Annotated in this window: 20 protein-coding genes; 11 read left to right on the plus strand and 9 right to left on the minus strand. The window is 69.0% G+C overall.

The annotated features are described in order from the left end of the window. Positions 1-9: 9 nt before the first annotated feature. Positions 10-891 carry a diadenylate cyclase gene (locus DAT35_RS52320; protein ID WP_108077004.1) on the minus strand — a complete coding sequence of 294 codons (882 nt, stop codon included), beginning with the start codon at positions 889-891 and terminating at the stop codon, positions 10-12. Positions 892-1,027: 136 nt separating this feature from the next. On the opposite strand from DAT35_RS52320, the gene DAT35_RS52325 reads away from it, so the two are divergent. Then, positions 1,028-1,390, plus strand: a complete 363-nt coding sequence (locus tag DAT35_RS52325) for a TraR/DksA C4-type zinc finger protein (RefSeq protein WP_108077005.1) — start codon at positions 1,028-1,030, stop codon at positions 1,388-1,390. 62 nt (positions 1,391-1,452) lie between these two features. Here DAT35_RS52325 and DAT35_RS52330 read toward each other — a convergent pair whose 3' ends face one another. Then, positions 1,453-2,208, minus strand: a complete 756-nt coding sequence (locus tag DAT35_RS52330) for an FHA domain-containing protein (RefSeq protein WP_108077006.1) — start codon at positions 2,206-2,208, stop codon at positions 1,453-1,455. A 147-nt stretch (positions 2,209-2,355) separates the two neighbouring features. On the opposite strand from DAT35_RS52330, the gene DAT35_RS52335 reads away from it, so the two are divergent. After that, a complete protein-coding gene (locus DAT35_RS52335; RefSeq protein ID WP_233262220.1) occupies positions 2,356-4,230 on the plus strand; it encodes a protein kinase in 1,875 nt (624 codons plus the stop codon). Between the two features lie 16 nt (positions 4,231-4,246). On the opposite strand, the gene DAT35_RS52340 is transcribed toward DAT35_RS52335, so the two are convergent. After that, the gene (locus tag DAT35_RS52340; RefSeq protein WP_108077008.1) at positions 4,247-5,347 is read right to left on the minus strand and encodes an FHA domain-containing protein; all 1,101 of its coding nucleotides are present in this window, start codon (positions 5,345-5,347) and stop codon (positions 4,247-4,249) included. Between the two features lie 119 nt (positions 5,348-5,466). Between DAT35_RS52340 and DAT35_RS52345 the strand changes: the two genes are divergently transcribed. From DAT35_RS52345 to DAT35_RS52355, 3 genes are all read left to right on the plus strand, one after another. Then, positions 5,467-7,686 (plus strand): bifunctional (p)ppGpp synthetase/guanosine-3',5'-bis(diphosphate) 3'-pyrophosphohydrolase, encoded by a 2,220-nt coding sequence (locus DAT35_RS52345; RefSeq protein ID WP_108077009.1) that lies wholly within the window; start codon positions 5,467-5,469, stop codon positions 7,684-7,686. Between the two features lie 156 nt (positions 7,687-7,842). Continuing rightward, positions 7,843-8,229 (plus strand): RidA family protein, encoded by a 387-nt coding sequence (locus DAT35_RS52350; RefSeq protein ID WP_108077010.1) that lies wholly within the window; start codon positions 7,843-7,845, stop codon positions 8,227-8,229. Between the two features lie 74 nt (positions 8,230-8,303). Continuing rightward, positions 8,304-11,873, plus strand: a complete 3,570-nt coding sequence (locus tag DAT35_RS52355) for a DEAD/DEAH box helicase (RefSeq protein WP_233262221.1) — start codon at positions 8,304-8,306, stop codon at positions 11,871-11,873. 81 nt (positions 11,874-11,954) lie between these two features. On the opposite strand, the gene DAT35_RS52360 is transcribed toward DAT35_RS52355, so the two are convergent. Beyond that, on the minus strand, positions 11,955-13,919 hold the full coding sequence (locus tag DAT35_RS52360) for a thioredoxin domain-containing protein (RefSeq protein WP_108077011.1): 1,965 nt from the start codon (positions 13,917-13,919) through the stop codon (positions 11,955-11,957). A 222-nt stretch (positions 13,920-14,141) separates the two neighbouring features. Here DAT35_RS52360 and DAT35_RS52365 point away from each other — a divergent pair, with 222 nt between their 5' ends. Further along, complete coding sequence (locus DAT35_RS52365) at positions 14,142-14,381, plus strand: sulfurtransferase TusA family protein (RefSeq protein WP_108077012.1); 240 nt, start codon at positions 14,142-14,144, stop codon at positions 14,379-14,381. A 96-nt stretch (positions 14,382-14,477) separates the two neighbouring features. On the opposite strand, the gene DAT35_RS52370 is transcribed toward DAT35_RS52365, so the two are convergent. Both DAT35_RS52370 and DAT35_RS52375 read right to left on the minus strand, forming a co-directional pair. Continuing rightward, positions 14,478-15,389, minus strand: a complete 912-nt coding sequence (locus DAT35_RS52370; RefSeq protein ID WP_108077013.1) for an ABC transporter ATP-binding protein — start codon at positions 15,387-15,389, stop codon at positions 14,478-14,480. Next, a complete protein-coding gene (locus DAT35_RS52375; protein ID WP_108077014.1) occupies positions 15,386-16,150 on the minus strand; it encodes an ABC transporter permease in 765 nt (254 codons plus the stop codon). The genes DAT35_RS52370 and DAT35_RS52375 overlap by 4 nt, the downstream gene beginning before the upstream one ends. Positions 16,151-16,315: 165 nt before the next feature. Between DAT35_RS52375 and DAT35_RS52380 the strand changes: the two genes are divergently transcribed. From DAT35_RS52380 to DAT35_RS52395, 4 genes are all read left to right on the plus strand, one after another. After that, a complete protein-coding gene (locus DAT35_RS52380; protein ID WP_108077015.1) occupies positions 16,316-17,770 on the plus strand; it encodes a penicillin-binding transpeptidase domain-containing protein in 1,455 nt (484 codons plus the stop codon). A gap of 111 nt (positions 17,771-17,881) precedes the next feature. Next, positions 17,882-18,166 (plus strand): acyl carrier protein, encoded by a 285-nt coding sequence (locus tag DAT35_RS52385; RefSeq protein ID WP_108077016.1) that lies wholly within the window; start codon positions 17,882-17,884, stop codon positions 18,164-18,166. After that, positions 18,163-19,113: a cyclopropane-fatty-acyl-phospholipid synthase family protein gene (locus tag DAT35_RS52390; RefSeq protein ID WP_108077017.1), complete on the plus strand. Its 951-nt coding sequence runs from the start codon at positions 18,163-18,165 to the stop codon at positions 19,111-19,113. The genes DAT35_RS52385 and DAT35_RS52390 overlap by 4 nt, the downstream gene beginning before the upstream one ends. Next, positions 19,110-20,777, plus strand: a complete 1,668-nt coding sequence (locus DAT35_RS52395) for an AMP-binding protein (RefSeq protein WP_233262222.1) — start codon at positions 19,110-19,112, stop codon at positions 20,775-20,777. The genes DAT35_RS52390 and DAT35_RS52395 overlap by 4 nt, the downstream gene beginning before the upstream one ends. Before the next feature lie 32 nt (positions 20,778-20,809). Here DAT35_RS52395 and DAT35_RS52400 read toward each other — a convergent pair whose 3' ends face one another. After that, positions 20,810-21,556 carry a 1-acyl-sn-glycerol-3-phosphate acyltransferase gene (locus DAT35_RS52400; protein WP_108077018.1) on the minus strand — a complete coding sequence of 249 codons (747 nt, stop codon included), beginning with the start codon at positions 21,554-21,556 and terminating at the stop codon, positions 20,810-20,812. Between the two features lie 320 nt (positions 21,557-21,876). Here DAT35_RS52400 and infC point away from each other — a divergent pair, with 320 nt between their 5' ends. Continuing rightward, positions 21,877-22,548 (plus strand): translation initiation factor IF-3, encoded by a 672-nt coding sequence (gene infC / locus DAT35_RS52405; RefSeq protein WP_108077070.1) that lies wholly within the window; start codon positions 21,877-21,879, stop codon positions 22,546-22,548. 52 nt (positions 22,549-22,600) lie between these two features. On the opposite strand, the gene DAT35_RS52410 is transcribed toward infC, so the two are convergent. Together DAT35_RS52410 and DAT35_RS52415 are read right to left on the minus strand one after the other, a co-directional pair. Beyond that, positions 22,601-25,360, minus strand: coding sequence for a hypothetical protein (locus DAT35_RS52410; RefSeq protein ID WP_108077019.1), 2,760 nt, complete (start codon positions 25,358-25,360; stop codon positions 22,601-22,603). 244 nt (positions 25,361-25,604) lie between these two features. Further along, positions 25,605-26,771: a DUF4388 domain-containing protein gene (locus tag DAT35_RS52415; protein ID WP_108077020.1), complete on the minus strand. Its 1,167-nt coding sequence runs from the start codon at positions 26,769-26,771 to the stop codon at positions 25,605-25,607. Between the last annotated feature and the right edge of the window lies 1 nt (position 26,772).

Consider the following 26,772-nt stretch of genomic DNA (forward strand, 5'->3'; position numbering starts at 1 on the left):
TCCACCGCGCTACGTGCGGCGCGCGGTCTGGTGCAGCTCCAGCACGATGTTGCCGCCCTTGAAGAGCCTCACCGCTCCCGACGTCTGGCTCACCACCAGCGCGATGCACTTCGTCGTCGACGTGATGCTCGCCGCCGCCGCGTGCCGCGCTCCGAGCCCCAGCGGAATCTTCACCGCCTCGTCCGACGCCGACAGGTAGCGCCCCGCCGCCAGCACCACGCCGTCCTCGCGGATGACGAACGACCCGTCCAGCACCGAGAAGTTCTTGATGGCCTCGCGGATCTTCGGATCCAGCACGTTGCGCTCGGCCTCCGACAAACCCTGGAACGGGTTGATCGTCATCTGCCGGCTCTTCTCCATCACGCTCGTGTGGTCGCCAATCGTGATGATCGTCCCGATGGGGTGGCCCTCGAAGCCCTCCTGGCCCACCTGCAGCGCCAGTTGGATGAGCGCGTCCACCACCTGCGAGTTGAACTCGTCCCCCAGCTTCACGCCCTCGATCGTCAGCCGGTCGTCCAGCGAGCCACCGATGCGCATCTGCATCAGCGTGTCCGGGGGACGGCCGAGCTTGCCCGTCATGCACAGCACCAGGTCCCCCTCCTTGAACGCCCCCTGTGACAGCGCCGACACGAGCGCCACCTTCACCCGCTCGGTGCGCGAGTAGTCGTAGGCGGGAATCACCAGCGCCCGCTGCTTCTTGCTCAGCAGATCCTGCGCCACCGCTGGCGAGGTCACCGCGTAGACGAGCTTGCGCTTGGCGTGCTGCCGGCGCAGGTCCTCGGGCGCGATGGGCACGTCGCTGATGTAGAGAAAGTGGTCCACGTCCCCCTTCCCAGCAAGCAAGAGGGCGGCGCGTAGGAACTCCCGATCGAATTTCGACGTATCGCTCATGGGGTACGGCCTCGCCGCCTGTTATCGGTTGTTGATCAGGGTCTCCTTGACATCAGAGTGCACGTGAATAAAGCTTTCCGGCCATTTTTTTCGAGGCACCAGGGCCCATTTCCCCGCAGTACGGGAGCTTAAGGCTGTGAACCAGAAAGATCTCAAGCGTTACAAGAAGATGCTCGAGGACAGCAAGACGAGCCTGCTGGAGAGCGCCAAGAAGACCCTGGTGGAGGAGTCCAGCTTCGACACCGACGATCTCCCCGATGAGATCGACCAGGCTTCTTCCGAGTACGCCCAGTCGATGGTGTTCCGTCTGCGTGACCGGGAGAAGTTCCTGTTGCAGAAGATCGATCGGGCGCTCGCCCGTATCGAGGACGGCACCTTCGGCATTTGCGAGCGGTGCGAAGAGGAGATCTCTCCCAAGCGGCTGGAGGCGCGGCCTGTGACCACGCTGTGCATCCGTTGCAAGGAAGAGCAGGAGAAGAAGGAGAAGTCCTACGGCTGAGTGAGCCGTAGGTGCCCAGGGGGGCTCTCGCGTACGGGCCCGCGTGAGACCTCCCTGTGCCCTCAGGCCGCCAGTTGGATCTCCACCCGGAGCAGCTGGCGGCCGATGAGGAAGTGGTCCCCGTTGTCCACGAAGACGGGACCGGTCAGCCGGATGAAGGTGCCGTTGGACGAGCCCACATCCTTGACCCTCAGCCTGTCCTGCTTCACGTGCAGCATCGCGTGCCGCCCCGAGACGAAGCCGTCCACGGGGAAGGAGAGATCGCCCTGCTCGCGCCCCAGGCTGTTGTCGCCCTCCTTGAGCGGGAAGGCGGCCCCTCTCACTCCCCCCTCCAGGATCTGCACCAGCCGCAGCCGGTAGCCCGGATCGGTCGAGCCCCAGATATGGGCGCCGCCCGGACCCACCGCCGCCGCGGGAATGGGCTCGAGCACCAGCCGCTGCCGGCCCAGGCGCAGCTCGCCGCCCACCGGTAGCTCGCGCTCCTGGCGCAGCCGGACGAAGACACCGTTGGCGCCCCCCACGTCCTCCACCGCCAGCCGCCCCCCCGAGAAGAAGAAGCGGGCCTGGACGGGCATGATGAAGGGGTCATCCGTCAGCGGCAGGTCGCCCTGGGTGCCGCAGGTGAGGGTGTCCTGGGTCATCCGCACCACCGACTCGGGACCGCCGTCGGCTCGCACCACGCGCAGGGCCACCTGGGGCCTGGCCGCCAGTTTGGGCGCGGCCATCACCATCGTGCCGGAGCGCAGGGGAGAGCCACAGGCGTGGCAGGAGGAGGCGGAGTCGGGATTGTCGGCGTCGCAGCGGGGGCAGTAGACCATAGCGGACGGCTGTACATATCAAGCCCGGCGAGACGTTGCGTGGGCCGCGAACAATGCTCGCATGGTGACCGTCCACCTTGCGGGCAACCCGACGCTCGTGGGAAGTTCGGGGGCCAACATCCGACCCCTGCATTCGGGATGCCCCCTTTGCATTGCCCCAGCTGCGGCGCCGACGCCGGTGACAGTTCCAGATTCTGCCTCTCCTGCGGCGCCACGCTCGCGCGCGCGGAGCAGGACGACTACATCGGCCGCACCATCGCCCAGAAGTACCAGGTGGAAGCCCTCATTGGAGAGGGCGGTATGGGCAAGGTGTACCGTGCCCGTCAGGTGGCCCTCGACAAGCTCGTGGTGCTCAAGGTGCTGCGCCAGTCGCTGCTCGGCGACGATCGCACCGTGGCCCGCTTCAAGCGCGAGGCCAAGGCCGCCAGCCGCCTCAACCACGCCAACTCCATCAGCATCCTCGACTTCGGCCAGACCGAGGATGGCTCCCTCTTCATCGCGATGGAGTTCGTCCCGGGGCAGGACCTGCACACCGTCCTGAGCAAGGACGGCCCGCTCCCCGAGTCGCGCATCATCCGCATCGTCAGCCAGGTGCTCTCCGCCCTCTACGACGCGCACAACGCTGGCGTCATCCACCGGGATCTCAAGCCCGAGAACATCATGGTGGAGCAGCGCCGCAACGAGCCGGACTTCGTGAAGGTGCTCGACTTCGGCATCGCGAAGATCCAGGACGGCGACGGCGAGGGGCCCGCGCTCACGCGCACCGGCTTCGTCTGCGGCACCCCCGAGTACATGTCTCCCGAGCAGGCGCGTGGCGCCACGCTGGACCACCGCTCGGACCTGTACGCCGTGGGCGTCATCCTCTACCAGCTCATCACCGGCCGGCTCCCTTTCGAGTCCGATACCGCGGTGGGGTACGCCACCAAGCACCTCACCGAGGAGCCCCTCCCTCCGTCCCGCAAGCGCCCGGAGATCCGCATCTCCCCGGCCATGGAGCGGCTCATCATGCGGACGCTCTCCAAGAGCCCGGATGATCGGCCGCAGGACGCGGAGGCCTTCAAGGCCGAGCTGATCGCCGTGGAAAAGGAGCGCGAGCGCCGCACCAACCCGTCCTCCTCCACCGGCCGGCGTGCCGCGGCCGGCGCGGGACCCGTGCTCGCGCCGCTGCCTCGCAGGGCCACGCCGCCTCCGAGTGGCATGAGCACGGAAGTCACCGACCCGGGTTGGGGCGGCGAGTCCGAGGCCACCGTGCGCGCCATGCCCGAGCGGATGCCTCCCGGTGCCGCCATGTCCCGTGCCGCGCCGGAGCGCACGCAGCTCGCCCCTCCGAGCCGGGCCGCACCGGAGCGTGAGCGTGGAGAGCGCTCGGGGCCCGTGCCGCTCGCCCCCGCGCGTCCCGTGCCGTCCGAGCGCGTCACCACCGAGCGCTCCCTCCTGGCCGCCGAGCGGGCTCCGGCGCCCACCGTCGATCAGGCGCTGATCAACGGCAAGACCGAGGCGATGGTCTCCACCGTGCCCGACGCCGGAGGCGGCTTCGGTTTCCTCAAGGCCTTCGTGCTCACCCTGGCACTGGTCACGGTCGGCCTGGTCGCCTGGTGGTTCTACACCACGTGGCGCAACCAGACCCACGACAAGCCCTTCGTCCCTCCGAAGAACGCGCCCATCCCGGGACAGGAGTCCGGCGCCAACGTACCGGCCCCCCGCATCATCCCTCCGTACGAGCAGGACATCCCGGTGAAGCAGCGCGATCCGCGGCAGGCGCAGCAGCGGCGGCAGGCGGGCTACACCGCCTTCAAGAGCGGCAACCTGGGCCTGGCCGCCAACGAGTACCGCTCCGCCTTCTTGTTGGATCCCTCTCCGGAGCTGTCGCTGATGCTCGGCGAGGTGTACTGGGCGCTCGACAGCCACGACGATGCGCGCGGCTGGTGGAAGCGCCACCTGCGGGATCTGCCGGGCTCCAAGGCCCGCGCCACCATCCTCAGCAAGGAGCCGGCGCTGGCTTCCCTCGACGCGGGCCGGTAGTCCCGCGGAGCCGCGCTCAGCCCACCAGCTCCACCTGGACGATGTGCTGGCCCAGGCGCACGCGATCTCCCAGACGCAGCGGCCGGTCCACCCCCGAGGGGATGCGCACGTAGGTGCCGAGGCCTCCGGAGAGATCGCGCAGCTGGGCCCCGGTGGCGGTGAAGCTCAGCTCGCAGTGCCGGCCGGCCAGCCCCTCCTCCTGGGGGAAGCTGAAGTCACAGTTGGCCTGCCCGATGGTCAACAGCGGCGCGGAGGTGACGACCGTGCGGCCGGCGCGGCCACCCACCAGCACCTCCTCCACACCATAGACGCCCTGCTGGCCGGGAGGTACCGGAGCACCATAGACGGTGGGGCGCCCGGCGAGGGGCGGCGGCGCCTCGAGCTTCCCGAGGAAACGGAAGAGGCGCTGGCCGATGCTGAAGAAGGACAGGGGCTGGAGCGTCTCGGCCGCGGGGATGGTGACGTAGACGCCCGAGGCGCTGGACTCGTCACGGACATGTAGCACGTTGTCCTTGATGAGGAACGTGGCGTGCTGGGCGGAGACGAAGGGATCGTCCGCGAAGAGGATGGCGCCCCGGGTGCGGCCCACGGTGCAGCCAGTGACGGGCAGCTTGAAGCGCTGGCCCCGGGCCGAGCCGGCGATGACCGCCAGCCCGAAGCGGGAGGCGGCGGGTGCCGGAGGGCGGACCCCGGCGGCGGGCGCGGTGGCCGGTGCGGCCGGTTTGGGTGCAGGGGCAGGGGCTGCAGCGGGCGCGGCGGGGCGGCTCAGGGGCAGGGGAGCGGCCGGAACCCGAGGCGCCGCCACTCCCGGAGCAACCCGGGCGGCCAGGGGGATGCCCCCGGCCGAGGCGATGGGCGGCGGGGTCCGAGAGGAGGCCGGACGCAGGCCGGGCGGGGCCTCGGGCGGGCGGGCGGCACCCGGCGGAGTCCGGGATACTCCGGAAACCGGCTTGCCCGCCGAGGAAGCAGGCGTGGACCGGGAAGGTGGAGGCCTGGCCGTGGCCGGTGCCTCGCTCAGCGGGGTGCCGCAGCTGGCGCACACCTCCGCACGAGGCGGATTGTACCCGTCACAGTTCGGGCAGACCACGGCGAGAGCAGACAGCAGGAGCTGTGACATGGGCGGTTCGACTCTAGAAGTGGGCGCGACGCGGGGTCAACGAAAGCGAATCCCGAGCAAATCCCGAGGGCATGACGTTGCCCCCCCTGGTTGTGGCAGTTACCATTGCTGACGCTTCGATGATTCGCCTCAACGACATCCTCCAACGGGTCTCCTCCTATCACCCGGACCCCGATCTGGACATCATCAAGAAGGCGTACGTCTACTCGGCCAAGGTGCACCAGGGCCAGCTACGCAAGTCGGGTGAGCCTTACCTCATCCATCCGCTCGAGGTCGCCGGGCTCCTGGCCGAGTTGAAGTTGGACGAAGCGTCCATCGTCACCGGCCTGCTCCACGACACCATCGAGGACACGCTCGCCACCGCCGAGGAGCTCACCGAGCTGTTCGGCCCCGAGGTCGCCCAACTGGTCGACGGGGTGACGAAGCTGTCCAAGTTCTCCGCCTCCGCGACCCTCTCCCAGGAGGAGAAGCAGGCGGAGAACTTCCGGAAGATGATCATCGCGATGGCGCAGGACATCCGCGTCATCCTGGTGAAGCTGGCGGACCGTACGCACAACATGCGGACCCTGGACCACATGTCCGAGGAGAAGCAGCGGCGCATTGCCCAGGAGACCCTGGACATCTACGCCCCGCTGGCCAACCGCCTGGGCATCAGCTGGATCAAGACCGAGCTGGAGGATCTGTCCTTCCGCTACGTGAAGCCCCAGGACTTCCTCGCGCTGCAGGACAAGCTCAACAAGCGCAAGAAGGAGCGGGAGAAGTACATCGAGGACGTCAGCAATCTCATCAAGACGAAGCTGGAGGAGCGGGGCCTGAAGGGCGACGTGAGCGGCCGCTTCAAGCACGTCTACAGCATCTACAAGAAGATGAAGTCGCAGGGGATCGAGTTCGAGCAGATCCACGACATCATCGCCTTCCGCATCATCATGCCCGCGGTGCCCAGCTGCTACGAGGCGCTGGGCCTGGTGCACCAGCTGTGGAAGCCGGTACCGGGGCGCTTCAAGGACTTCATCGCCATCCCCAAGCCCAACATGTACCAGTCGCTGCACACCACGGTGGTGGGGCCGCTGGGCGAGCGCATCGAGGTGCAGATCCGCACCCCGGACATGCACAAGGTGGCCGAGGAGGGCATCGCGGCGCACTGGGCCTATAAGGAGGGCAAGGCGGTCTCCGTCAGCAAGGACGACGAGAAGTTCGCCTGGCTGCGCCAGCTCATGGAGTGGCAGCAGGACCTCAAGGACCCCAAGGAGTTCCTGGAGACGGTGAAGGTGGACCTCTTCACCGACGAGGTCTTCGTCTTCACGCCTCGGGGTGACGTGAAGAGCCTGCCGCGAGGCGCCACGCCGGTGGACTTCGCCTACGCCATCCACTCGGACGTGGGCGGCCGGTGCGTGGGCGCCAAGGTGAACGGGAAGATCGTCCCGCTGCGCTACAAGCTGAAGAACGGTGACACGATCGAGGTCCTCACCAGCCCCCAGGCGCACCCGTCCAAGGACTGGCTCACCTTCGTCAAGACGAGCCGCGCCCAGCAGCGCATCCGCGCCTTCATCAAGCAGCAGCAGCGCGACAAGAGCCTTCAGCTGGGCCGCGAGCTGCTGGAGCGCGAGCTCAAGCGCTACCAGCTCAACTTCAACCGGCTGCTGAAGAACGGCGAGCTGAAGAAGGTCTGCGAGGAGCTCGGCTACCGGACCGAGGACGATCTGCTGGTGGCCCTGGGCTACGGCAAGGTGGTGCCCAACCAGGTCATCACCCGCGTGGTTCCTCCGGAGAAGCTGGCGGCCTCCTCGGGGGAGGGCAAGGGCTCGCATGCGGCGGAGAGCCAGGCGGCCACTTCCAGCAGCAGCATGCTGCCGGGCCTGTCCCGGGTCACCGACTTCGCCAAGAAGCTGGTGGGGAAGCAGAACAGCAGCGGGGTGCAGATCGGCGGCGTGGACGACGTGCTGGTGCGCTTCGGGCGGTGCTGCAACCCGGTGCCGGGAGACCCCATCGCCGGCTTCATCACCCGCGGCCGCGGCGTGACGGTGCACACGGTGGGCTGTGACAAGGCGCTGGCCACGGACCCCGAGCGCCGCGTGGACGTGTCGTGGGACGTGCGCGGCGACTTCAAGCGCCCGGTCACCCTGCGCGTCCTCACGGCGGACCGGACGGGCCTGCTGGCGGACATCTCCAACACCTTCTCCAAGAAGGGCGTCAACATCTCCCAGGCCAACTGCCGGGCCACCGGAGATGACCGCGCGGTGAACACCTTCGAGGTCACCATCTCCGACCTCAAGCAGCTCACCGACCTGATGCGCACCATCGAGCGCCTCCCGGGCGTCTACTCCGTCGAGCGCATCTGAGGGGACCCGCCTCTCCCTCGCGGAGAGGGGGGTTCACCCCATGTGTCATCCATCTTCGTGCCAGGGCTCCGAGGGGTTGGCCGCCCGCCGGTCAGGTGGTAGAGCCGCCGCGGACGCGCGGCCACTCCCGGCCGCCTCACCCCCCGAGGTGAATTCATGGCTCGCAAGGTTGTGCACTCCGACGACGCGCCCAAGGCGATTGGCCCCTACTCGCAGGCGGTGCAGGTGGACGCCGGGAAGATGACCTTCCTCTCCGGACAGATTCCGTTGGACCCGAAGACGATGACGATCGTCCAGGGAGATGTCATCGACCAGGCCGAGCAGGTGATGAAGAACCTGAGCGCGGTGCTGAAGGCCTCCGGCCTGGACTTCTCCCACGTGGTGCGCAGCACCATCTTCCTCACCGACCTGAACGACTTCACCAAGGTCAACGAGGTCTACGGCCGCTACTTCACCGGCGCGCCCCCGGCTCGCGTCACCGTGCAGGTGGCCGCGCTCCCCCGCGGCTCCAAGGTGGAGATCGACGCCATCGCCGTGTCCTGATGGGCGCGAGGGTGGGGGAGACCTCCCTCACCCAACCCTCCCCCTGGATTGAGCATTCGTGACCGGAGCAGGCCGTGCCCCCTGACGCGCTTTTCTTCTCGACCCGCAAGGAGCTCGAGGTCTGGGCGGAGGCCCACTTCGTCTCGTATGCGCTCGCCCTCTCCGCCGAGGTCCTGTTCTCGGAGCTGCCGCTCAACGAGGCCCAGCGAAACGGGCTCCGGCACGCGCTCGGCGGACTCGCGGTGCGCGATGTCGGCTCGAAGGAGGGCTCGAGCCGCTACGCTGGCGCGCGGGGCAAGGGACTCGAGACCGCGCTCGCCGAGGCGGCATGGGCGTACCTCCATCAAGAGGCGGCGTCCGTCCAGCGGGGCCTCGAGGAGGAGCGCGGCCGCCGCGAGGTGCACGCCGACGCCTCGATTGCTCCGCTCTGGGCTCGCCTGCTCGAGGCCCGCCGTGCCGTTCGGGCACAGGCCTTCCCTCGCTCGCGGGAGGGGCGAGCCGCGGGAACGTGGGCCTTCGACGCCTCGATGTGCACCCTCTCGTGGAAGGAGCGCGATCGCATGGTGCGCTCGGGCCCCGACTACAGCACGGTCGCCCCCCTCTCTCGGCTGACCTTCGACGGCGGCGGCGAGGCCCGAATCGAGTGCAGCTGCTCGCCGCGGTTTCGGGGGTGCTCCCATGCGCTCGCGCTGATCGACACGACGCTCGACGTCCTCGAGGTGCCCTCCCGCGTCGCGGAGGCGCGGGCCATGGCGGAGGAGCTGCTTCGTCCGAACTGGGCCCGGGCGCTGAAGGAGCTCGAGCTGTTCGAGGTCAAAGCGGCGAAGCCCCGCGCGTCCATCGAGGTCTGGTGGTGCATCGAGCATGAGCTCGGGACGCTCACGGTGTCGCCGCTCGTGAAGAAGCAGACCCGCCGCGGCATGCTCAGCCCGGGGGCCCGGATGACGGCGGCTCGTCTGCTCGAGGAGCACCGGGAGTTGCTCTCGGAGGCGGATCTCCGCATCGCGGAGCAGCTCGCGTCCTGGGCGCCCGCCTCTCGTGCCGCGGGCACCTACCCCTCACGGGCGTTCATCGCACTGGTGGGGCATCCGCGCGTGGCGCTCGACCTGCGTCCCGAGGAGCCCATCGAGGTGACGCGCGTGCGTCTTGGCTTCACCGCGCTCGCGGCGGAGGACCACATCCACCTCGAGCCGTCGATCGAGGGAGAGCGCTTCAACCCGAAGCTGCTCGCGTCCCTGCTTCGTTCGTTCGTGCCGGGCGAGCCGCTCTTCACGGTCGAGGAGCAGCGGGGCCGATGCCTGCTCATCGACGTCAATGACGAGGCGCGCCAGGTGTGGACCGTGCTCGAGAAGCACGGCGACCGGTTCCCACCGGAGAGCCACGAGCAACTGCTCGAGCGGCTCTCGCGGCTGGAAGCGCGGCTTCCCCTCGTCGTGCCGAACACCCTCAAGGGCCGGGAGCTTCCGTCGGAGATGACGACCGTCGTCCGGCTCCGCCTTCTTCCCGATGTGTCCCTCGAGCTGGAGCTGCTCGTGCGCCCCGGACCGGGCGCGCCGCTGTTCCTGCCCGGGACCGGGCCGCGTGATGTGCTGCTCGCCCGAGGCGGTGAGCGTGGCTACGTCCGCCGCAAGTTGATGCTCGAGGAGGAGCGGGCCCGTGCCGCGCTGACCTCGCTTCCGCTCGCTGGGGCCGAGGAGGGTCCGACGTTCTGCTTCCAGATCGGCGACACCGACGCCGCGCTGGAGCTCATCGCCGCGCTCCAGAAGCCTCCGCCAGGGCTCGAGGTCGAGTGGCTCGACCAGAAGCCCTTCATTTCTTCATCGCCCGGTCTCGAAGAGCTGAAGGTGCAGATCGAGCGCAAGCGCGACTGGTTCGGCGTTTCGGGAGAGTTGAAGATCGAGGCGGGGAGGCTCGAGCTGGCGGTGCTGCTCGATGCGGCCCGGAGACAGAAGCGCTTCGTGCGCATGGATGCGAACCGCTGGGTCGAGCTCAGCGACACCTTGCGGCACCGGCTGCTCGCGGTGGCGGATCACACCTTCGTCGGCAAGAACCGCATGGAGCTCTCTCCGGGCGCCGTCCCGGCGATCCGCGCGCTGCTCGACGCCGGGGCCGATGTCGAGACCCCTCCCGCGTGGCAGTTGCTGACCGAGCGTCTCGCGACCTCGCTCTCCCTCAAGCCCAAGCCACCCGCCTCGCTCGCCGCGGTACTGCGCGACTACCAGGTGGAAGGACACGCCTGGCTCAGCCGTGTCGCCGCGTGGGGCGCCGGTGCGTGCCTCGCGGACGACATGGGACTCGGAAAGACGGTCCAGGCCCTCGCGATCCTGCTCGACCGCGCCCGCCTCGGTCCCGCGCTGGTGATCGCCCCCACGTCCGTCGCCTTCAACTGGATCCAGGAGACCCAGCGCTTCACTCCGTCGCTTCGTCCCGTGCTCTACGCGGAGCAGCCGGATCGGCTGGCGTGCCTCGCGAAGCTCAAGAAGAACGACGTGCTCATCGTGAGCTACGGTCTGCTCGTGCGCGATGCCGCCCAGCTCGGGGCCATCTCCTTCAGCACGCTCGTCGTCGACGAGGCCCAGGCGCTCAAGAACCCGAACACGCGGCGTGCTCGCGCGGCGCGGCAGCTCCAGGCGGGGTTCCGGATCGCCCTCTCGGGCACGCCACTCGAGAACCATCTCGGCGAGCTGTGGAGCCTCTTCACCATCGTCTTTCCCGGGTTGCTCGGGAGTTGGGATCAGTTCCGTGAGCGCTTCGCGGCACCGATCGAGCGCGGAAAGGATCCCGAAGCCGGAGCGGCGCTCTCCCGTGTCATCCGTCCGTTCCTGCTGCGCCGGACGAAGCAGGAGGTGGCGCGCGAGCTGCCTCCGAGGACGGAGATCCAGGTCCCGGTCGCGCTCTCCGAGGAGGAGTGGGCACTGTACGAGGACGCGCGTCTGGCGGCCGTCGCCGAGCTCGGTGAGCAGGGCAGGGAAGTCCGCAACGAGCAGCAGCGCTTCGAGGTGCTCGCGGCGCTCACCCGGCTGCGCCTCCTCGCCTCGCACCCGCGCCTGTACGACGCCGAGTCCCCCCTCGCGTCCTCGAAGATGCGGCGCCTGATCGAGCTCCTCGAGGAGCTGCGCAGCGAGGGGCACCGCGCGCTCGTCTTCAGCCAGTTCACCTCGCACCTGGCGCTCGTCCGGGAAGAGCTGGACCGCGCGGGGTTCACGTACCTCTACCTCGATGGCTCCACCCCGGCCGGGGTCCGCGCGAAGCGGATTACCGCCTTCCAGAATGGAGAGGGGGAGCTCTTCCTCATCTCGCTGAAGGCGGGCGGCACCGGCATCAACCTCACCGCCGCGGACTACGTCATCCACCTGGAGCCCTGGTGGAATCCCGCCGTCGAGGATCAGGCGACAGATCGCGCACACCGCATCGGGCAGACGCGGCCGGTGACGGTGTACCGGTTGATCGCGCGGGGAACCATCGAGGAGCAGATCCTCTCGCTGCACTCGGACAAACGGGCGCTCGTCGCGGGCGTGCTCGAGGGCACCGACATGGCGGCGCGGCTCACGACGAAGGATCTCCTCGCGCTGCTCGCGGGCGGTGAAGGTCCCCGCGAGCGGGCTGACGAAGAAGAGGCGCCGCGCACCCGGACGGTGCACTGAGCGGGAAAAGAGAAAGGCCGCCGGACCCGCTTCGGTCCGACGGCCTTCTTCATCCGAGCGCCTCGTGGGAGGCGGCGGGGACTACTTCTGGTCCGCCACCACCGAGCCGCCCTTCTTCTTCAGCTCCTCGTCGATGATGCTCTTGAAGGCAGCGAAGGGCTGCGCACCGACGACCGAGCGGCCGTTGATGAAGAAGCTGGGGGTACCGTTGACGCCCACGCGGGAGGCCTCGGCCATGTCCGCGGACAGCTGCGCGTCGTACTTGTTGCTGTCCAGCGCGGCCTTGAACTGGCCCATGTTCAGGCCCAGCTCCTGGGCGTACTTCTCAAGCGAGGCGCGATCCAGGGCCCGCTGATTGGCGAACAGCTTGTCGTGGTACTCCCAGAACTTGCCCTGCTCGTTGGCGGCCATCGCGGCCATGGCGGCGGGCTTCGCGTTCGCGTGGAAGGGCAGCGGCGAGTGCTTGAAGGCCACGCGCACCTTGCCCTTGTACTCGGTCTCGATCTGGTTGAGCGTCGGAATCACGCGGCCGCAGAAGGGGCACTCGAAGTCGGAGAAGGCCACGATGGTGACGGGGGCGTTCTTCGGGCCCTTCACCGGAGCGCTACCCACCTCGATGTTCTGCACCGCCGGCTCGGCCGGGGCCGCGGGCGCGGCGCCATTGAGCTTCAGACCCTCTTCGATCACCTTCGCGTACAGCTCATCCGCCTTGGTGCCGGAGGCCAGCAGCTTCTCCGCGCGGGCCTTCTCCTCGTCGATGATCTTCTTGAAGTTGTCGAAGGGCTGGGCGCCCACGAACTCGCGGCCGTTGATGAAGAAGGTCGGGGTCCCGTTGGCACCCACCGCGGAGCCAGCGGCCGAGTCCGCCTCCACCTTCGCGCGGAACTTGCCCGAGTCGAGCGCGGCCTTGAACTTGGCCAGGTTCAGACCCAGGTCCTGGGCGTGCTTCTCGAACGTGGCGCGATCCAGCGAGCCCTGGTTGGCGAACAGCTTGTCGTGCATCTCCCAGAACTTGCCCTGCTCATGGGCGGCCTCGGCGGCCTCGGCGGCGGCCTTGGCGTTGGCGTGGAAGGACAGCGGCTGGTGGCGGAACACCACGCGCACGTCGTTGGGGTAGGTCTCCTTGATCTGCTTGAGCGTGGGAGCCACGCGGCTGCAGAAGGGGCACTGGAAGTCGGACCACTCGACGATCGTCACCTTGGCGTTCTTCGGGCCGAAGGCGGCGGAGTCAGCCGGCACGTCCACCTTGCGGTAGGCCTGGGCCGGCGCCTGCTGCTGGGGCTGCGCGGGCTTGGGAGCGGCGTCCACACCCTTGGCGATGATGGCGGCGTACACCTGGCCCGCGGGGGTCCCCGAGCGCGTCAGGGCCTCGGCCTTGCCCATCTCCTCGTCGATCAGCGACTTGAAGTTCTCGATGGGCTGCGCGCCAGAGAGGAAGCGGCCGTTGATGAAGAAGGCCGGGGTGCCGTTGGCGCCGAGCTTGCCGGCCAGGGCCTGGTCACGGTCGATGACGGCGGACAGCTTGGGGTTGGTCAGGTCCGCCTTCCAGCGGGTGAGGTCCAGGCCAATGTCCGTCGCGTACTTCTCCAGGTCCGCGTCCTCGAGCGCCTTGTTATTGGCGAACAGCTTGTCGTGGAACTCCCAGTACTTGCCCTGCTCACCGGCGGCCAGGGCGGCCATCGCGGCGGGCTTGGCGCGCGGGTGGAAGGAGAGCGGGTTCTCCTTCATGATGACGCGCAGCTTGTTGCCGTAGTCCTTCTGGAGCTGATCCACCGTGGCGTTCGCGCGGGAGCAGAACGGGCACTGGTAGTCGGAGAACTCGACGAGCGTGACGAGCGCGTCCGAGCTGCCCTTCAGGGGCGAGCCGTCGATGGGGACCTTGAAGACGGTGGGGTCCACCGCGCGGCCACCCGGCTTGGGGGCGTTGGCGGCGGCGGCGGGCTTGTTGGCAGCGGCGGTGTTCGTGGAGCCGCCAGTGAAGGCACGGCCACCAACGAATCCCAGGATCAGGCCCAACACCAGGGCCACGAGCACATTGGGTTTCATGAGTCTGTTCAGCTCCTAAGGTACGTCGTCAGGTCCGACTGCGATTCCGGGCCTTGGTCAAATCAGCAGGGCGCGGGTGATAACAGAGCCCCTTCCGAGCACGCAAGACGAGGCAGGCGTGACCGGCCAGGGTGATGACGCCACCCAGGGCCCCGAAAACACAATGTTTTTTGGCGAAAATTCCCCCGGTGGGACGCGAACGCCGGGCCTTACACTGAGGCCATGCAGCCGGACGTGCGCGTGGACGCCTCGGGGACCTACTGCCCCGTCCCCATCCTGGAGATCGCCAAGGCCGTGCGCCGGGTGGCACCGGGCACGCTCGTGGAGCTCGTGGCCACGGACCCCGGCGTCCAGCAGGATCTGCCCGCCTGGTGCGAGGCCACCGGCCATGCGCTGCTCAGCCTGGAGCAACGCGGCGCGGCGTGGGTGGCCTGGGTCCGCAAGGCGGGCGGAGGGGCGTGAGGAGAAGCGGGTCTGCATCCGCCCGGTGGTGACACGAGCCGCCCCGGAGTTTCACCTGGGAATTTCCGGGGGATTTTCCGCCAGGGCTCCCGCCCCCTAGGTGAGCTGCAGCACCCGCTCCTCCAGCCGCCGGCCCCGCGACACGCTCAGGATGAGCACCCCCGTCTGCAGGAGGTGGCCCACGACGCGGCTGATGACCTCCTCGGGCTGGTGGGTCTGTCCGTCGAAGCGGACGTGCAGCAGCGTCTCGCCCTCCATGCGCGCCGAGGTGACGCCGGGCAGGGCCTGGAGCTCCGGCGCGATGACGGTGCCCCGGGCGATCTGGACGTGGAACTCGGAGGCCTGGCTGGTGAGCTCGGCCATGGTGCCCGCCTGGGCCAGCCTGCCCCGGTCCAGGATGGCCGCCGCGTCGCACAGCTGCTCCAGCTCCTGGAGGTTGTGGCTGGAGACCACCACCGTGTGCTGACCCCGCATGTCGTGGATGACCTGCCGCACCTGGTTGGCGATGCGCGGATCCAACCCGGCGGTGGGCTCATCGAGCAGGATCAGCGGCGGCCTGCCCATGAGGGCCTGTGCCAGGGCCGTGCGCTTGGCCATGCCGTGGGACAGCGCGTGCGTCTCCACGCCCCATGCTTCCGTGAGGCCCACCTTCTCGAGCGCGCCGCGCGCCTCCTGCTCGGGCTTGTCCAGGCCACTCAGCCGCGCCCAGTAGGTGAGGAGTGGCCCCACCTTCCAGCCACCGGGCAGCACCGCGTCCTGGGGCAGCACGCCGAGCTTCCCCTTGAGGGCCCCATCCTCGGTGGGGTTGACCCCCATCACCCGCAGGCTGCCTCCCGTGGGCCGGAGGTAGCCGCACATCATGGAGAAGGTGGTCGTCTTCCCCGCGCCGTTGGGGCCGATGAGGCCGTACACCTGGCCGCGGCTCACGGTGAGGCTCACTCCATCCACCGCCACCTTGGGGCCGAAGCGCCGGGTGGCCTCGATGAGCTCGATGGCTGGCTCGCTCACAGGTCCCTCGTGCGCAGGACGTAGAGGGCGCTGCCGAGGAACAGCGCCGTGAAGACGACATAGGCCGCCACGCCTCCGGCGACCTGCGCCGCATCCGGGTAGATCAGCCTCAGCGAGTACCTCAACGGCGAGAGGAAGCGCAGGTAGCGCGCCGGGTTGGCCGGGTCGCAGAAGGCCGTCAGCCAGAGGACGAAGGAGAGCAGGAGCACTCCGAAGTTGGAGATCAGGCTCACCGAGGAGGTGGGCGTGAGGGAGGAGCAGAGCGAGGTGAGCGCCAGGAAGGCCACGGAGAAGACCGTGGAGGCCAGCCAGAACCGGAGCACGTTCAGCGCGAAGGTCGCCGCGCCGAAGCCCGGTGTCGTGACCCAGGCGTAGACGCAGAGCGCCAGGTCGAGCAGGTATACGAGCACCAGGAGGATCGTGGCCTGCGCCAGGAACTTGCCCAGCAGCACCGACGTGCGGCGGGCTCGTACGGTGAGGTAGCGGATGGAGCGCGGGCCCACCTCTCCGCTGATCTGATCGAACCCCATCAGCGCCACGTACAGGGGCAGGAAGAAGAGGCTGAGGTAGAAGACCCCCAGGACCGAGACCGGCATCTCCTCGGTGGTGGAGAGCATCCCGGACTGGGTCAGTTGCTGGGCCAGCGAGCGGAACAGGGCCACCAGCAGGAAGACCCCCACGGTGAACAGGCTGTAGAGCCCCAGCAGCGCCACCACGCGCGAACTGCGCAGCGTGCGGCGGCACTCGGCGCTCCAGATCACTGCGGTCTCATTCAAGACATTCAAGGCGGGTGGACCCTATCGGGCCCAGCGGGGGCTCGCCAGGATTCTCGCCCTCCAAGGGAACTCGCACGGAGGAATGGACGTCCCGGTTGGGGCGGGTACCATGCCCACCCCCCACAACCCCCACCCTCGCGACGGTTCCGCATGACGCTCTCCCGAGCCCTCCCCGCGACGCTGATCCTCCCCTTGCTTTTCCTCCTCGTCGGCGCGGACGAGGGCACCACCCTGGATGGAGGGACGGCGCCGCTGGCCGAGGCCGCTCTCCCGGACGCCGGGACGCCTGACTCCCAAGTAGCCGAGGCGGCAGGGGCCGAGGCGGCGGGCGGTACCGATGCCGGGGTGATGCTGGGGCTCGTCCCGCCCGTGCCGGTTCCCTCGCGCGAGCAGGATCCTCCCATGTCCCACCTGCGCTCGCTGTCCGCGAAGCAGGACGTGCTGGCCCGGGCCAGGAAGAATGCCCAGGGGCGGCTGGTGGTGCCGGGGCCCAAGGGTGACGTGCCCCTCACCATCGACCCGACGCTCCAGTCCCAGCTCACCAACATCCTCACGGAATACCGGGTGCCCTACGGGGCGGCGGTGGTGCTGGAGCCCTCCACGGGCCGCGTGCTCGCCATGGCCGAGCACTCCCAGGCACAGCCGGGTTTGCGCGGGCTGGCCACGCGCGCCGCCTTCCCCGCGGCGAGCGTCTTCAAGATCATCACTGGCTCCGCCCTGCTCGAGGCCGGCGTTACCCCCATGGCCGAGACGTGCTTCCACGGCGGCAAGCGGCGGCTCTCCGAGAAGCTGCTGGAGGACAGCGCGCGCGACAGCCAGTGCCACTCGCTGGCCGAGGCCATGGGCAAGAGCGCCAACGTCATCTTCGCCAAGCTGACGCACCGCTACCTGTCTCCCGATGCGCTGAAGCGCGCCGCGGCCCGCTTCCACTTCAACCGGGAGATCTCCTTCCCGGTGCCCATGGACGTGTCGCTCGCCTCCGTGCCGGAGGGAGACGCGTTCCGGTTCGCCCAGACGGGCGCCGGCTTCGGAGACGTGTACCTCTCACCGCTGCACGGTGCGCTGCTGGCGTGCGTGGCGGCCAACAAGGGCGTCTGGAAGGATCCCATCCTCTTCGAGCCCGACCCGAACGCGCCGCCCCCGCCCGGCGAGCAGGTGCTGTCCCCCGAGGTGGCTCGAGACCTGACGACCCTCATGGAGGCCACGGTGACCAAGGGCACCGCGCACCGCATCTTCCGCGAGCGGGGCATGGGTGTGCCCGGCGCCGTGGGCAAGACGGGGACGCTGGCGGATCGCTCGCCCTTCCGGGACTACTCGTGGTTCGTGGGCTTCGCGCCCAAGGACAACCCGAAGGTGGCGGTGGCCGCCCTCATCGTCAACGACCCCATCTGGCGCATCCGGGCCACCTGGCTCGGCCGCGAGGCCATGCGTCTGGGTCTGGCGCGCCTGCCTCCGGGCTCCCTGGCTCCGGTCAAGGACGAGGCCACGCCCCCCGTGGAGGAGTCCCCCGCGGAAGAGGAGTCCTCGGAAGAGGAGCCTTCCTCCGAGGAGGTCGCCGGAACGCCCGCAGCGCCGGGCACGAAGGCGGCGATGACGCAGCCCTGAGCCGTCTCCCGTGGTTGCCAGCCTCCGACGCCGCCGCCTAACGTCGAGGGCTTCAATCGGCACGAGGGCCTCCGCGCTGCTGGAGCCCAGGGCCAACCGCGGGAGTGCAACATGGCATCCAACATCCCGATCGACGAGATCGGCCGGGAGGTGCGCGCCATCATCGCTGGCGCCCTCCGTCGCCCGGTGGAGCAGGTTCCCCTCACGGCCTCGCTGGAGAGCGGGCTCGGCATCGACTCGCTGGCGATGATCGAGATCAACATCGCCCTGGAGGAGCGCTTCCGCTTCGCCATGCCGGAGATGACGTCTCCCGCCGAGGCGAACCTCCAGACGGTGGAGGACCTGGCGCGCTTCGTCGCCGCGCAGCTCGACCTCCAGAAGCGGAGGGCCGGATGACCGCGTTGCCCCTGGAGCCGCGGCACCCCGACGAGCGCGTCGCCGCCCAGCGCACCCCGGAGGAGCAGCGGGCCCATGAGGCTCGCGAGGTCGCGCAGCACTACGAGCACCACCCGGAGATCTTCAGCATGGTGCTCGACCAGCGGCTGGCGTACTCGACCGGCGTTTTCGTGTCGCCGGACGAGGACCTGGAGACGGGCCAGGCGCGGAAGTTCGCCCGCGTGGCGGCCAAGCTGAACATCCAACCCGGAGAGAAGGTGCTGGATGTGGGCTGCGGCTGGGGGAGCTTGCTCCTGTACCTGGCACAGCACACCCAGGGGCAGTTCCACGGAATCACCCTGAGCAGCAAGCAGCGCGAGGTGGCGCTCCAGCGCGCCAGGGACTGGGGCGTGGCGGATCGCGTGCGGGTGGACCTGACGCATGTGGAGGAGTTGGCCCCCGCGCCGGAGAGCTACGACGTGGTGCTCTTCTCCGGCAGCATCGTCCACATGCACAACCGGGAGGTCATCCACCAACTGGTGGCGCGCACCTTGAAGCCCGGCGGCCGGCTGTTCATCTCCGACTGCTACTTCCCGGAGCAGGCGCGAGGGGACCGCGACAGCAGCGCCACGCGCTACATCTTCGTCACCGCCATGGGCTACTGCCGGCTGCTCAGCCTCTCGGAGGAGCTGGCCCTCATCGGGCGCGCGGGGTTGGACCTGCTGCACGTGGAGGACCTGACCAGCTCGTACGTGCAGACGCTGGGGCATTGGATCAACAACGTGCGTGCGAACCGCGACCGGATCGAGGCGCTCGCACCGGGCTTCTCCCGCGTGCTGCAGGGCTACATGACGGTGGCCAAGGTGTCGTTCGCGCGGCGCACGGCGCTGGAGTACATGCTCCTGGCCACCAAGGGGCCGCCGAAGGTGCACGTGGCCGGCTGGCCCATTCCCGGGGACGCGAAGTGAGCGCGCCGAGGACGCTGGCCGGGCTGCTACGGGCCCGGGCGCAGTCGCAGGGAGACAAGCTGGCCATCCGCTACAAGGAAGAGGACGGCTGGCTGCCGCGCACCTGGGGCGAGACGTGGGAGGAGGCCCGAGCGGTGGCCGCCGCACTCCACTCCCGCGGGGTGCGTCCTGGAGACGGCGTGCTGCTGCTCGTCCCCGAGGTGCATGCCTCCGTCAGCACCCTGTTCGGGGTGTGGGCGCTGGGCGCGGTGCCGAGCATCCTGGGCGTCCCGTACCGGCTGGCGGACCTCGACGCGTATCTGGAGCAACTGCGAAGCACGGCGCGCAAGCTGGATGCGCGGGCCCTGGTGCTCTCGGGCGCGCTGGCGGGCATGGCCAGCGAGGACGAGAGCCTCCCGCTCATCGTCGCCGACACGCTGGTGCAGGAGGGCCGGGGGACGACGTTCCGGCCCGAGCCGGATGCGGCGCTCGGGCCGTGCCTGGTGCAGCTCACCAGCGGCAGTACGAGCCACCCGCGCGGCGTGGTGCTCTCGCACCAGCGGGTGATGCTGCACATGGCGGCGATGAGCCAGGCGCTCCCATCCCCCGCGAACGCGGCGGCGGTGTCCTGGCTGCCGCTGCACCACGACATGGGGCTCCTGGGCGGGCTGCTCTTCCCGCTCTTCAACAACTTCCCGGCGCACCTGCTCTCGCCGCTGGACTTCCGGCAGCGGCCGTTCTGCTGGCTGGAGGCCATGAGCCAGTTCCGGGCCACCATCTGCGCGGCGCCTCCTTCCGCCTATGCCATCTGCCTGGGACTGGCCAACCGGGCGAAGGAGGCGGGGCTGGACTTGAGCGCGTGGGAGGTGGCGATGATCGGCGCGGAGCCCATCTCGCCGGAGCTGCTGCGGCGCTTCTCGGACCGGTTCTTGCCGTGCGGCTTCCGGGCGGAGGCCTTCTTCCCGGTGTACGGCCTGGCCGAGGCCACGGTGGCCGTAACGTTCCCGGAGAAGCTGGCGCCTACGGTGGTGGACCGGGTGGACCGGGCCACGCTGGAGCGCGAGGGCCGCGCGGTGCCGTCCACCGGAGGCTTGGGTGCCCTGGAGCTGACGGGGGTGGGTCGCCCCATTCCCCACACCGGCCTGCGCCTGGTGGACGAGAACGAGCAGCCCGTGCCCGAGCGGACGCAAGGAGAGATTCTGGTGCGCTCGGCGACGCTGATGGAGGGCTACTACCGCGAGCCGGAGCTGACGGCGGCCTGTCTGCAGAAGGGCTGGCTGCGGACGGGAGACCTGGGCTACCTGGCGAACGGGACGCTCTTCATCACCGGGCGCAAGAAGGAGCTCATCATCAAGGGGGGGCACAACCTGATCCCCTCCATCCTCGAGGAGATTGCCTCCGAGGTGGAGGGCGTGCGCGCCGGGTGCGTGGCGGCCGTGGGGGTGCGCTCCGAGCACCGGCAGACGGAGCAGGTGTACGTGCTGGCGGAGACGAAGCTGGAGCCCGAGGCGCAGGGCCCGCTGGGCGAGAGCATCCGCGAGCGGCTGCGGGCCCACGGCATCGCCATCGACTACGTGCTGCTGGTGGCTCCGGGCCTGCTGCCCAAGACGACGAGCGGGAAGCTGAAGCGCCGGGCCATCTCCGAGGCCATCGCCTCCGGGCAGCTCACCGGCACGCGGGTGTGACAACCGGCGGGGGCCTCCGAGAGGCTCCGGACTCAGGGGCGAGGGAGCGCCGCCTCGACGAGCTGGTGGCACGCCGCCGATGCCGCCAGGGCCGCCTCGTGGGTCTGCTCCAGCGGCCCCACGGGCGGGTGCAGGGTGACGAGGACGTCGCCCCCCCGGACCGGGACGGTGAGGTGCTGGGGGAGGATGTCGAAGGTGCCGGAGAGGGTGACGGGCACCACGCGTACACCCCCTCGCGCGGCGATGTGGAACGCGCTGTTGTAGAACGGACGCATCCTCCCATCCGGGCTGTACCCGCCCTCCGGGAAGAAGAGAATGGACCAGCGCCTCGCCACCTGCTGTTGCGCCTGCTGTAGGCCGGGCAGCGATGCGCGGATACTGCGGGGATCCACCGAGATATGACCGAACAGCCGCATGCCCCACCCGATGAGCGGAACCCGGAAGGCATTGCGCCGGGCCACCATGCGCACGGGCGTGAGCGGCTGGAGCGCCGCCACCACCACCGCCGCGTCCAGCAGACTCTGGTGGTTGGCGACGATGATGTATCGCTCGTCCCGGGAGACCCGCTCCGCGCCTCGCACCACCAGCCTCACGCCCAGCAGCGCGAGGATGCCTCGGGCCCAGAGGATGGAGCACACGTCATGCACTCGCTGCCGGCGATCCACCGGTAGCGCCACCAGGGCCAGGGGAATGAACACCACCAGGGAGAGCATGGACCAGCTCGCGGCCAGCGCCGTCCGTAGGAACTGGACGGGGCGGGACGGGGTGCTCTCGATCATGGGGCCTCCTACCTTCCGTGAACCGGCGCCCGGAGCGTACCCACTCCGGGTTCGCTTGGGCGGCCGGGTTTCGCGGCGGGCGCGGTGGCCGGGCGTTATCCCTGGCGTTGCCGCTCCAGGTCAGGGAGAGTCGCCTGGGGCCTTTCCTCCTACCGAGCGAGCGGGCATCCGGAGGCACTCCTCAGGGAGTCCTCCCCTGTCAGGCGCGGATTCGAGGCGGGCGGGCTGCCTCGCATCCGCACCCGTCACCCTGCCGTACCGCAGTGACCTGTCCCACCTTTGAAGGGTCAGGCCTGAAACCCATTACGAAGGAGCGTCACATTATTCGCGAACAGAGAAGCAGCCGCGGCGGTAGCCGCGACCAGAGGACCAACCGTCGTATCCGCGCTCGAGAGGTCCGGGTCGTGGGTTCTGACGGCGGGCAGCTCGGAGTCATGCCGCTCGAGGCAGCCCTGGAGCGCGCCCGGTCCGAGGGTCTCGATCTCGTCGAGATCAGCCCCATGGCCAGTCCACCGGTCTGCAAGATCATGGACTACGGCAAGTTCAAGTACGAGGAGAAGAAGAAGGCCTCGGAAACGAAGCGCGCGCAGCTCAAGGTCGAGCTCAAGGAAGTGAAGCTCCGTCCGAAGACGGAAGAGCACGACTACGAGTTCAAGGTCCGCAACATGCGCCGGTTCCTGGAAGAGGGGAACAAGGCGAAGGTCGTCATCCAGTTCCGAGGGCGGGAGATCACCCACAAGGAGCAGGGCACCGCCATCCTGGAAGACGTGGCGAAGGACCTGAAGGAAGTGGCGGTGGTGGAGCAGCCACCCCGCATGGAAGGGCGCCTGATGTTCATGATTCTCGCGCCCACGCCAAAGGTGGCCCAGCGGGCCCGCGAGCAGGCGCGGCAGGCGGCGCAGGGCGCCAAGAAGTCCGCCAGTCCCGAGAAGCCGGCACCCGCCAGCGCTTCCGAGGCGGGCGAGCCGGAGGCGCCTGGCACGGCTCCCTGAGTGAAGGGGGCCTGCTCCCGCCGCTGGGGCGGGAGCGTGCCACCGGGTCCTCTCAGGGGTGACTGAGGGGATCCGCCGGGTTGGTCCCCGCGGCGCGCTCGTCGCCGTCGAGGAACCCATCCAGGTCGCGATCCAGCCCCATGCGCTGGCCCGAGCCGGGAGGTGCGCAGGTGAACGTCAGCGCGCCGCCGCTCGTGGTGATGGCCGTGAGGAGGGCCGTATCGGAGACGTGGGGCAGGGCCTGCCGGTTGCGGGCGAACTGCCCGCTGCCCAGGTAGAGGAAGCCCACCGTGCCTGCCCCGAGCCGCCCCTTCGCTACCAGGTCGCACTCGCCGGCGCTCGCACGCGCCATCAACAGGTTGAGCCGGGGGCCCGCCACGGAGTGGTTGTTGGCCGTGACCGTCACCTGCTGACCGACGATCGGCGCCAGGTTGCTGTCGAAGGCGAGCAGGAACTGCTCCATGTCGCGCTTGAGCTGGACGGCCTCGGGCGTATTCGGGATGCCCACCGAGTTGAAGATGGGATGGAAGTCGAAGCCGCTGTTGAAGCGGAACAGCGTGTCGATGGAGCCGTCGCTGTTGAATCCGAAGCCGCGGACCTGATCGCCGAGGAAGGGGTCGGGGCTGGTGAAGCCGAAGTCGTAGCCCACGCCGAACATGCCGACCTTCTGGTACATGTTCCGCAGGTGCGGGGTCTTCGGGAAGATCGCCGTGCCGACGAAGGCCGACTTGCTGTCCGTGCCGAAGAGGCCCTTGAAGGGGCCCGCGCTGGGGTTGGCGTTGGGATCCAGCTGGTGGCAGGAGTTGCAGGGACCGTGGAAGAAGCTCACGGTGTTCATGAAGAAGTCCTTGCCCGCCTGCTGCGCCGGTGTGAGCGAGTTGTCGAGGTTGCGTACCGGGTTGGGCGGGTACATCACCTGAAGGATGAAGTCGGAGAACTGCTGCATCTCCGTGGGCGTGAGCTGCGCGTTGCGCCCGAGCAGATCCATGAACGCCGGGTTGAACTGATTGAACGCGGCGACCTCGTCGAATGCCCCGCTGTCGGGCTGAGCGCTCGGCGCGGCGTTCCCGCCGGTGCGGTCTCCGCGCCAGTGCATCGGACCGTGGTTCGCCATCCCGCGCAGGCTCTGGGTGGACAGCGGCCCCTTCACCGGGTGGAAGTTGGGGTCCTGCCCGAAGGTGGGATCCGTGCCGAACTCGGGCGGCACCTGGGCGATGGGGTTCTGGTTGAGCTTGTAGGTGCCGTCCGGGTTGCCGAGGTTCCAGTCCAGGCTGTCGAAGTCGCCGAAGATGTGGCAGCTCGCGCAGGACGCGTCGCCATGGCTCGAGCTCTTCCGCGCGTCGTAGAGGAACGGACGCCCCGCCACCACGCTCGCGGGCTCGGGGTTGTACATGGGCAGGTGGGCGATCTCCTGGTGCGTGGCGGTGTTGACGATGGAGATGGAGTTGTCGAAGCGCGTCAGCACGTACATGCGCCCGCAGGACTCATCCAGCACCATGCCGGTGGGGCCACCACCGCTCAGAAGGATCTGGTTCGCCGTGCTCGGTACGAAGGTGTCGGCCTCGAGCGCCGCGGTGGCGTAGACGCCAATCTTCGAGGAGCCGAACGCGGCCACATACAGGGTGGCGCCGTCCGAGGTCACCGCCATGCCGAGCGGCTGCGCGAGGCTCTTCTCGTTCTCGGCGTTGGGGACGGCGGCGCAGCAGGCGTTGTAGTTGATGTGCTTGTTGAGGTGCCGCGGCGTGACGCCCGAGGAGCCCAGCACGCTGATGCGGCTCTCGTGCAGGTGCCCGCGGAGGCTGGTCCCGGCGAAGGTGCCCGGTCCCTCGAAGCGCAGATCATTCCGGGCCTCGGTGTTGCTGACGTACACCTTCCCGCTCACCGGGTTGACGGCCATGTTGAACAGGATGGTGCCCACGCCGGAGTAGAAGCCGGCCGAGCCTGAGAGCTGCTCCGGCGGGTTGGCGGTGGCGTCGATGACGAACACGTCCTTGTCCGGCAGGGAGAACTTCACCTGGCTCGTCCACGGGCGGCCCAGCGAGTCGACCCAGTCCTGGCCGTTGAACTTGACGAGGACGCCCGTCTCGGGCGCCGGAATCCCCTCGAAGTTGGTATTCGGACCCGGCACGCCTCCGGCCACCTCGCCACCGTTGGGCACGAGCAGCTCGTGGATGATCGTGGTGCGGTTGCCGGAGTGGAACGCGGCGGCGTAGACGCGCGAACCATCGGGCGTGGCCGCGAGCGCGCGAGGGGTATCGCTGAAGAGGGTGACGATGTTCAGCGGGTTGCCGCCGAGCGAGGTGCCCAGGTTGTTGGCGTCGAAGACCCAGACGTCGGCCCGGCCGATGCCCGGCGTGGTGAACTGGGGATCGAAGGGCACGTTCTGACCGCGGTGGGCGGCGGTGATGAAGGCCCGGTTCTTCCCGGGTCCGGCGAAGACGATGTCGCGCGGCTCGTCACCCACGAGCAGGGTCCGCACCACGGTGCCGCGCCCGGTGACACCCAACTGCACGACGCTCACGCTGTCGGACAGGTGATTGACGACCCACACCTCCGTGTCACTCCGTGCCGCGACCGCGACGGGCTCGAGCCCCACGGGCACCGAGGCCCGGTGAACGAGTCCGCTGGTCACGACCTCGAAGACCTCGAGGCGGCTGTCCGGTGTATTGACGGCGAAGAGGAACCTGCCGCTCGGGGACAGCGCCAGCGGCCGGACCTGTCCGCTCTCGAAGAGCGTGTAGGGCGCCGCGGAAGCCTCGGGGGTTGCGGCCAGGCTCGTGAACAGAAGTGCGGCGATGAGTACTGCCTTCATTCGACCTCCAGACAAGGGCCGGGCTTCGTGCTCGTCGCAGAGGCGAAGAAGCGAGTAGGGGCGAGAGCGCAAGCCTGCACGGTTGGTGTGCTAAATATCAGGTACCGAACAGAGTCGCCTCAGGTGTTGGCGCGCGATGCGCGATCGCACGCCCATCCACAGGGGGCATCACTGTCAGTCCTGGAAGATCCGAAAGGACTTGTGTGTCAATTCAATGGCTCACTGTCGCCCGGGCGCCTTGGGTTCACCGCGGGGTGAGCTTCACCAGCCCCGTGTCCACGAAGGCCCGGAAGTACTTCAGCGCCTCCAGCTCCTTCAGCGGAGACACGCTGATGATGGCGCCCAGGTCCCGCTTGCCGTCGATGCGCGACAGCAGGTAGCGCTCGGGCGCGCTGAGCTGCATGGACTTGAGCTGCGCCGCCGACACCAGCAGCGAGGGCACCTGCGGCGTCTCCAGCATCTCCCGGCGCAGCGCCCCCACCAGCGCGGCCTCCGCCGAGCGCAGCAGCGTCTCCGTCTCTGGCGAGGGCGACATCTCGTGCGCCCGGCGGGCCAGCGCCTCGCCGTCCCGGAAGTTGCCGTTCGCCAGGAACGACTGCGCCGCCTGGATGACCTCGGCCGCGGGGGACTCGGAGCCAATCACGTCCACGTCCACCACCTGCGTCTCGCCCTCGTCCTCCGTGGTCCGCTTGCGCTTCACGGGCGGCGTGCTCTGCACCTTCACCGCCTCCAGCCGGTACAGCGCGTACAGCCGCTGGTACACCAGGAAGTCCGAGGCATGCAGCGCCTTGGCCATCTCGTCCAGGCTCAACCCCTCGCGGATGCGCCTCACCAGCTTCGCGTCCAGCGTGCCCGGCTTGGGCTGCTCCGGCAGCCGGCTCTCGTCCAGCGTCAGGTACAGGTTCCCCGAGGGGAAGGCCGCCCGGATGGCCTGCCAGGCCGTCTCCCGGAACTCGCCCTCGCGGTGGATGTCCGCCAGCTCCACGCGCGCATCCACCCCCTCCGCCGCTGGCACCGCCCCCGCGTCGAAGGAGAACTCGCCGTCCTCCCAGCGGAACATGTCCAGCAGCGTCTCGCGGAACTTCAGGTTGAGCGTGCCGCGCACCGTCTGCTCGCTCACCAGCCCCGCCATCACCAGGATCTTCCCCAGCGGCACCCGCGTCTCGCGCTGGGTCGCATAGGCCGTGCTGAACTGCTCCTCGTTCAGGTGGCCCATGTTGATGAGGAACTGGCCGAGGAACTCGCGCGGCTGGTTGGAGCTGGCGCTCAGCACCTGTCCGTTGCGCAGCAGGATGAGCTTGCGCACGCCCGCCCGCATGACCCGCAGGGTGCCACTGGCCCGCCGGCTGCCGAGGTACGCGACGAGATCCTTCAACGGCATCGTCGAGAAGTCACCTGACAGGCCGCGCATT

Source organism: Vitiosangium sp. GDMCC 1.1324 (genome assembly GCF_003044305.1).
Classification (GTDB): domain Bacteria; phylum Myxococcota; class Myxococcia; order Myxococcales; family Myxococcaceae; genus Archangium.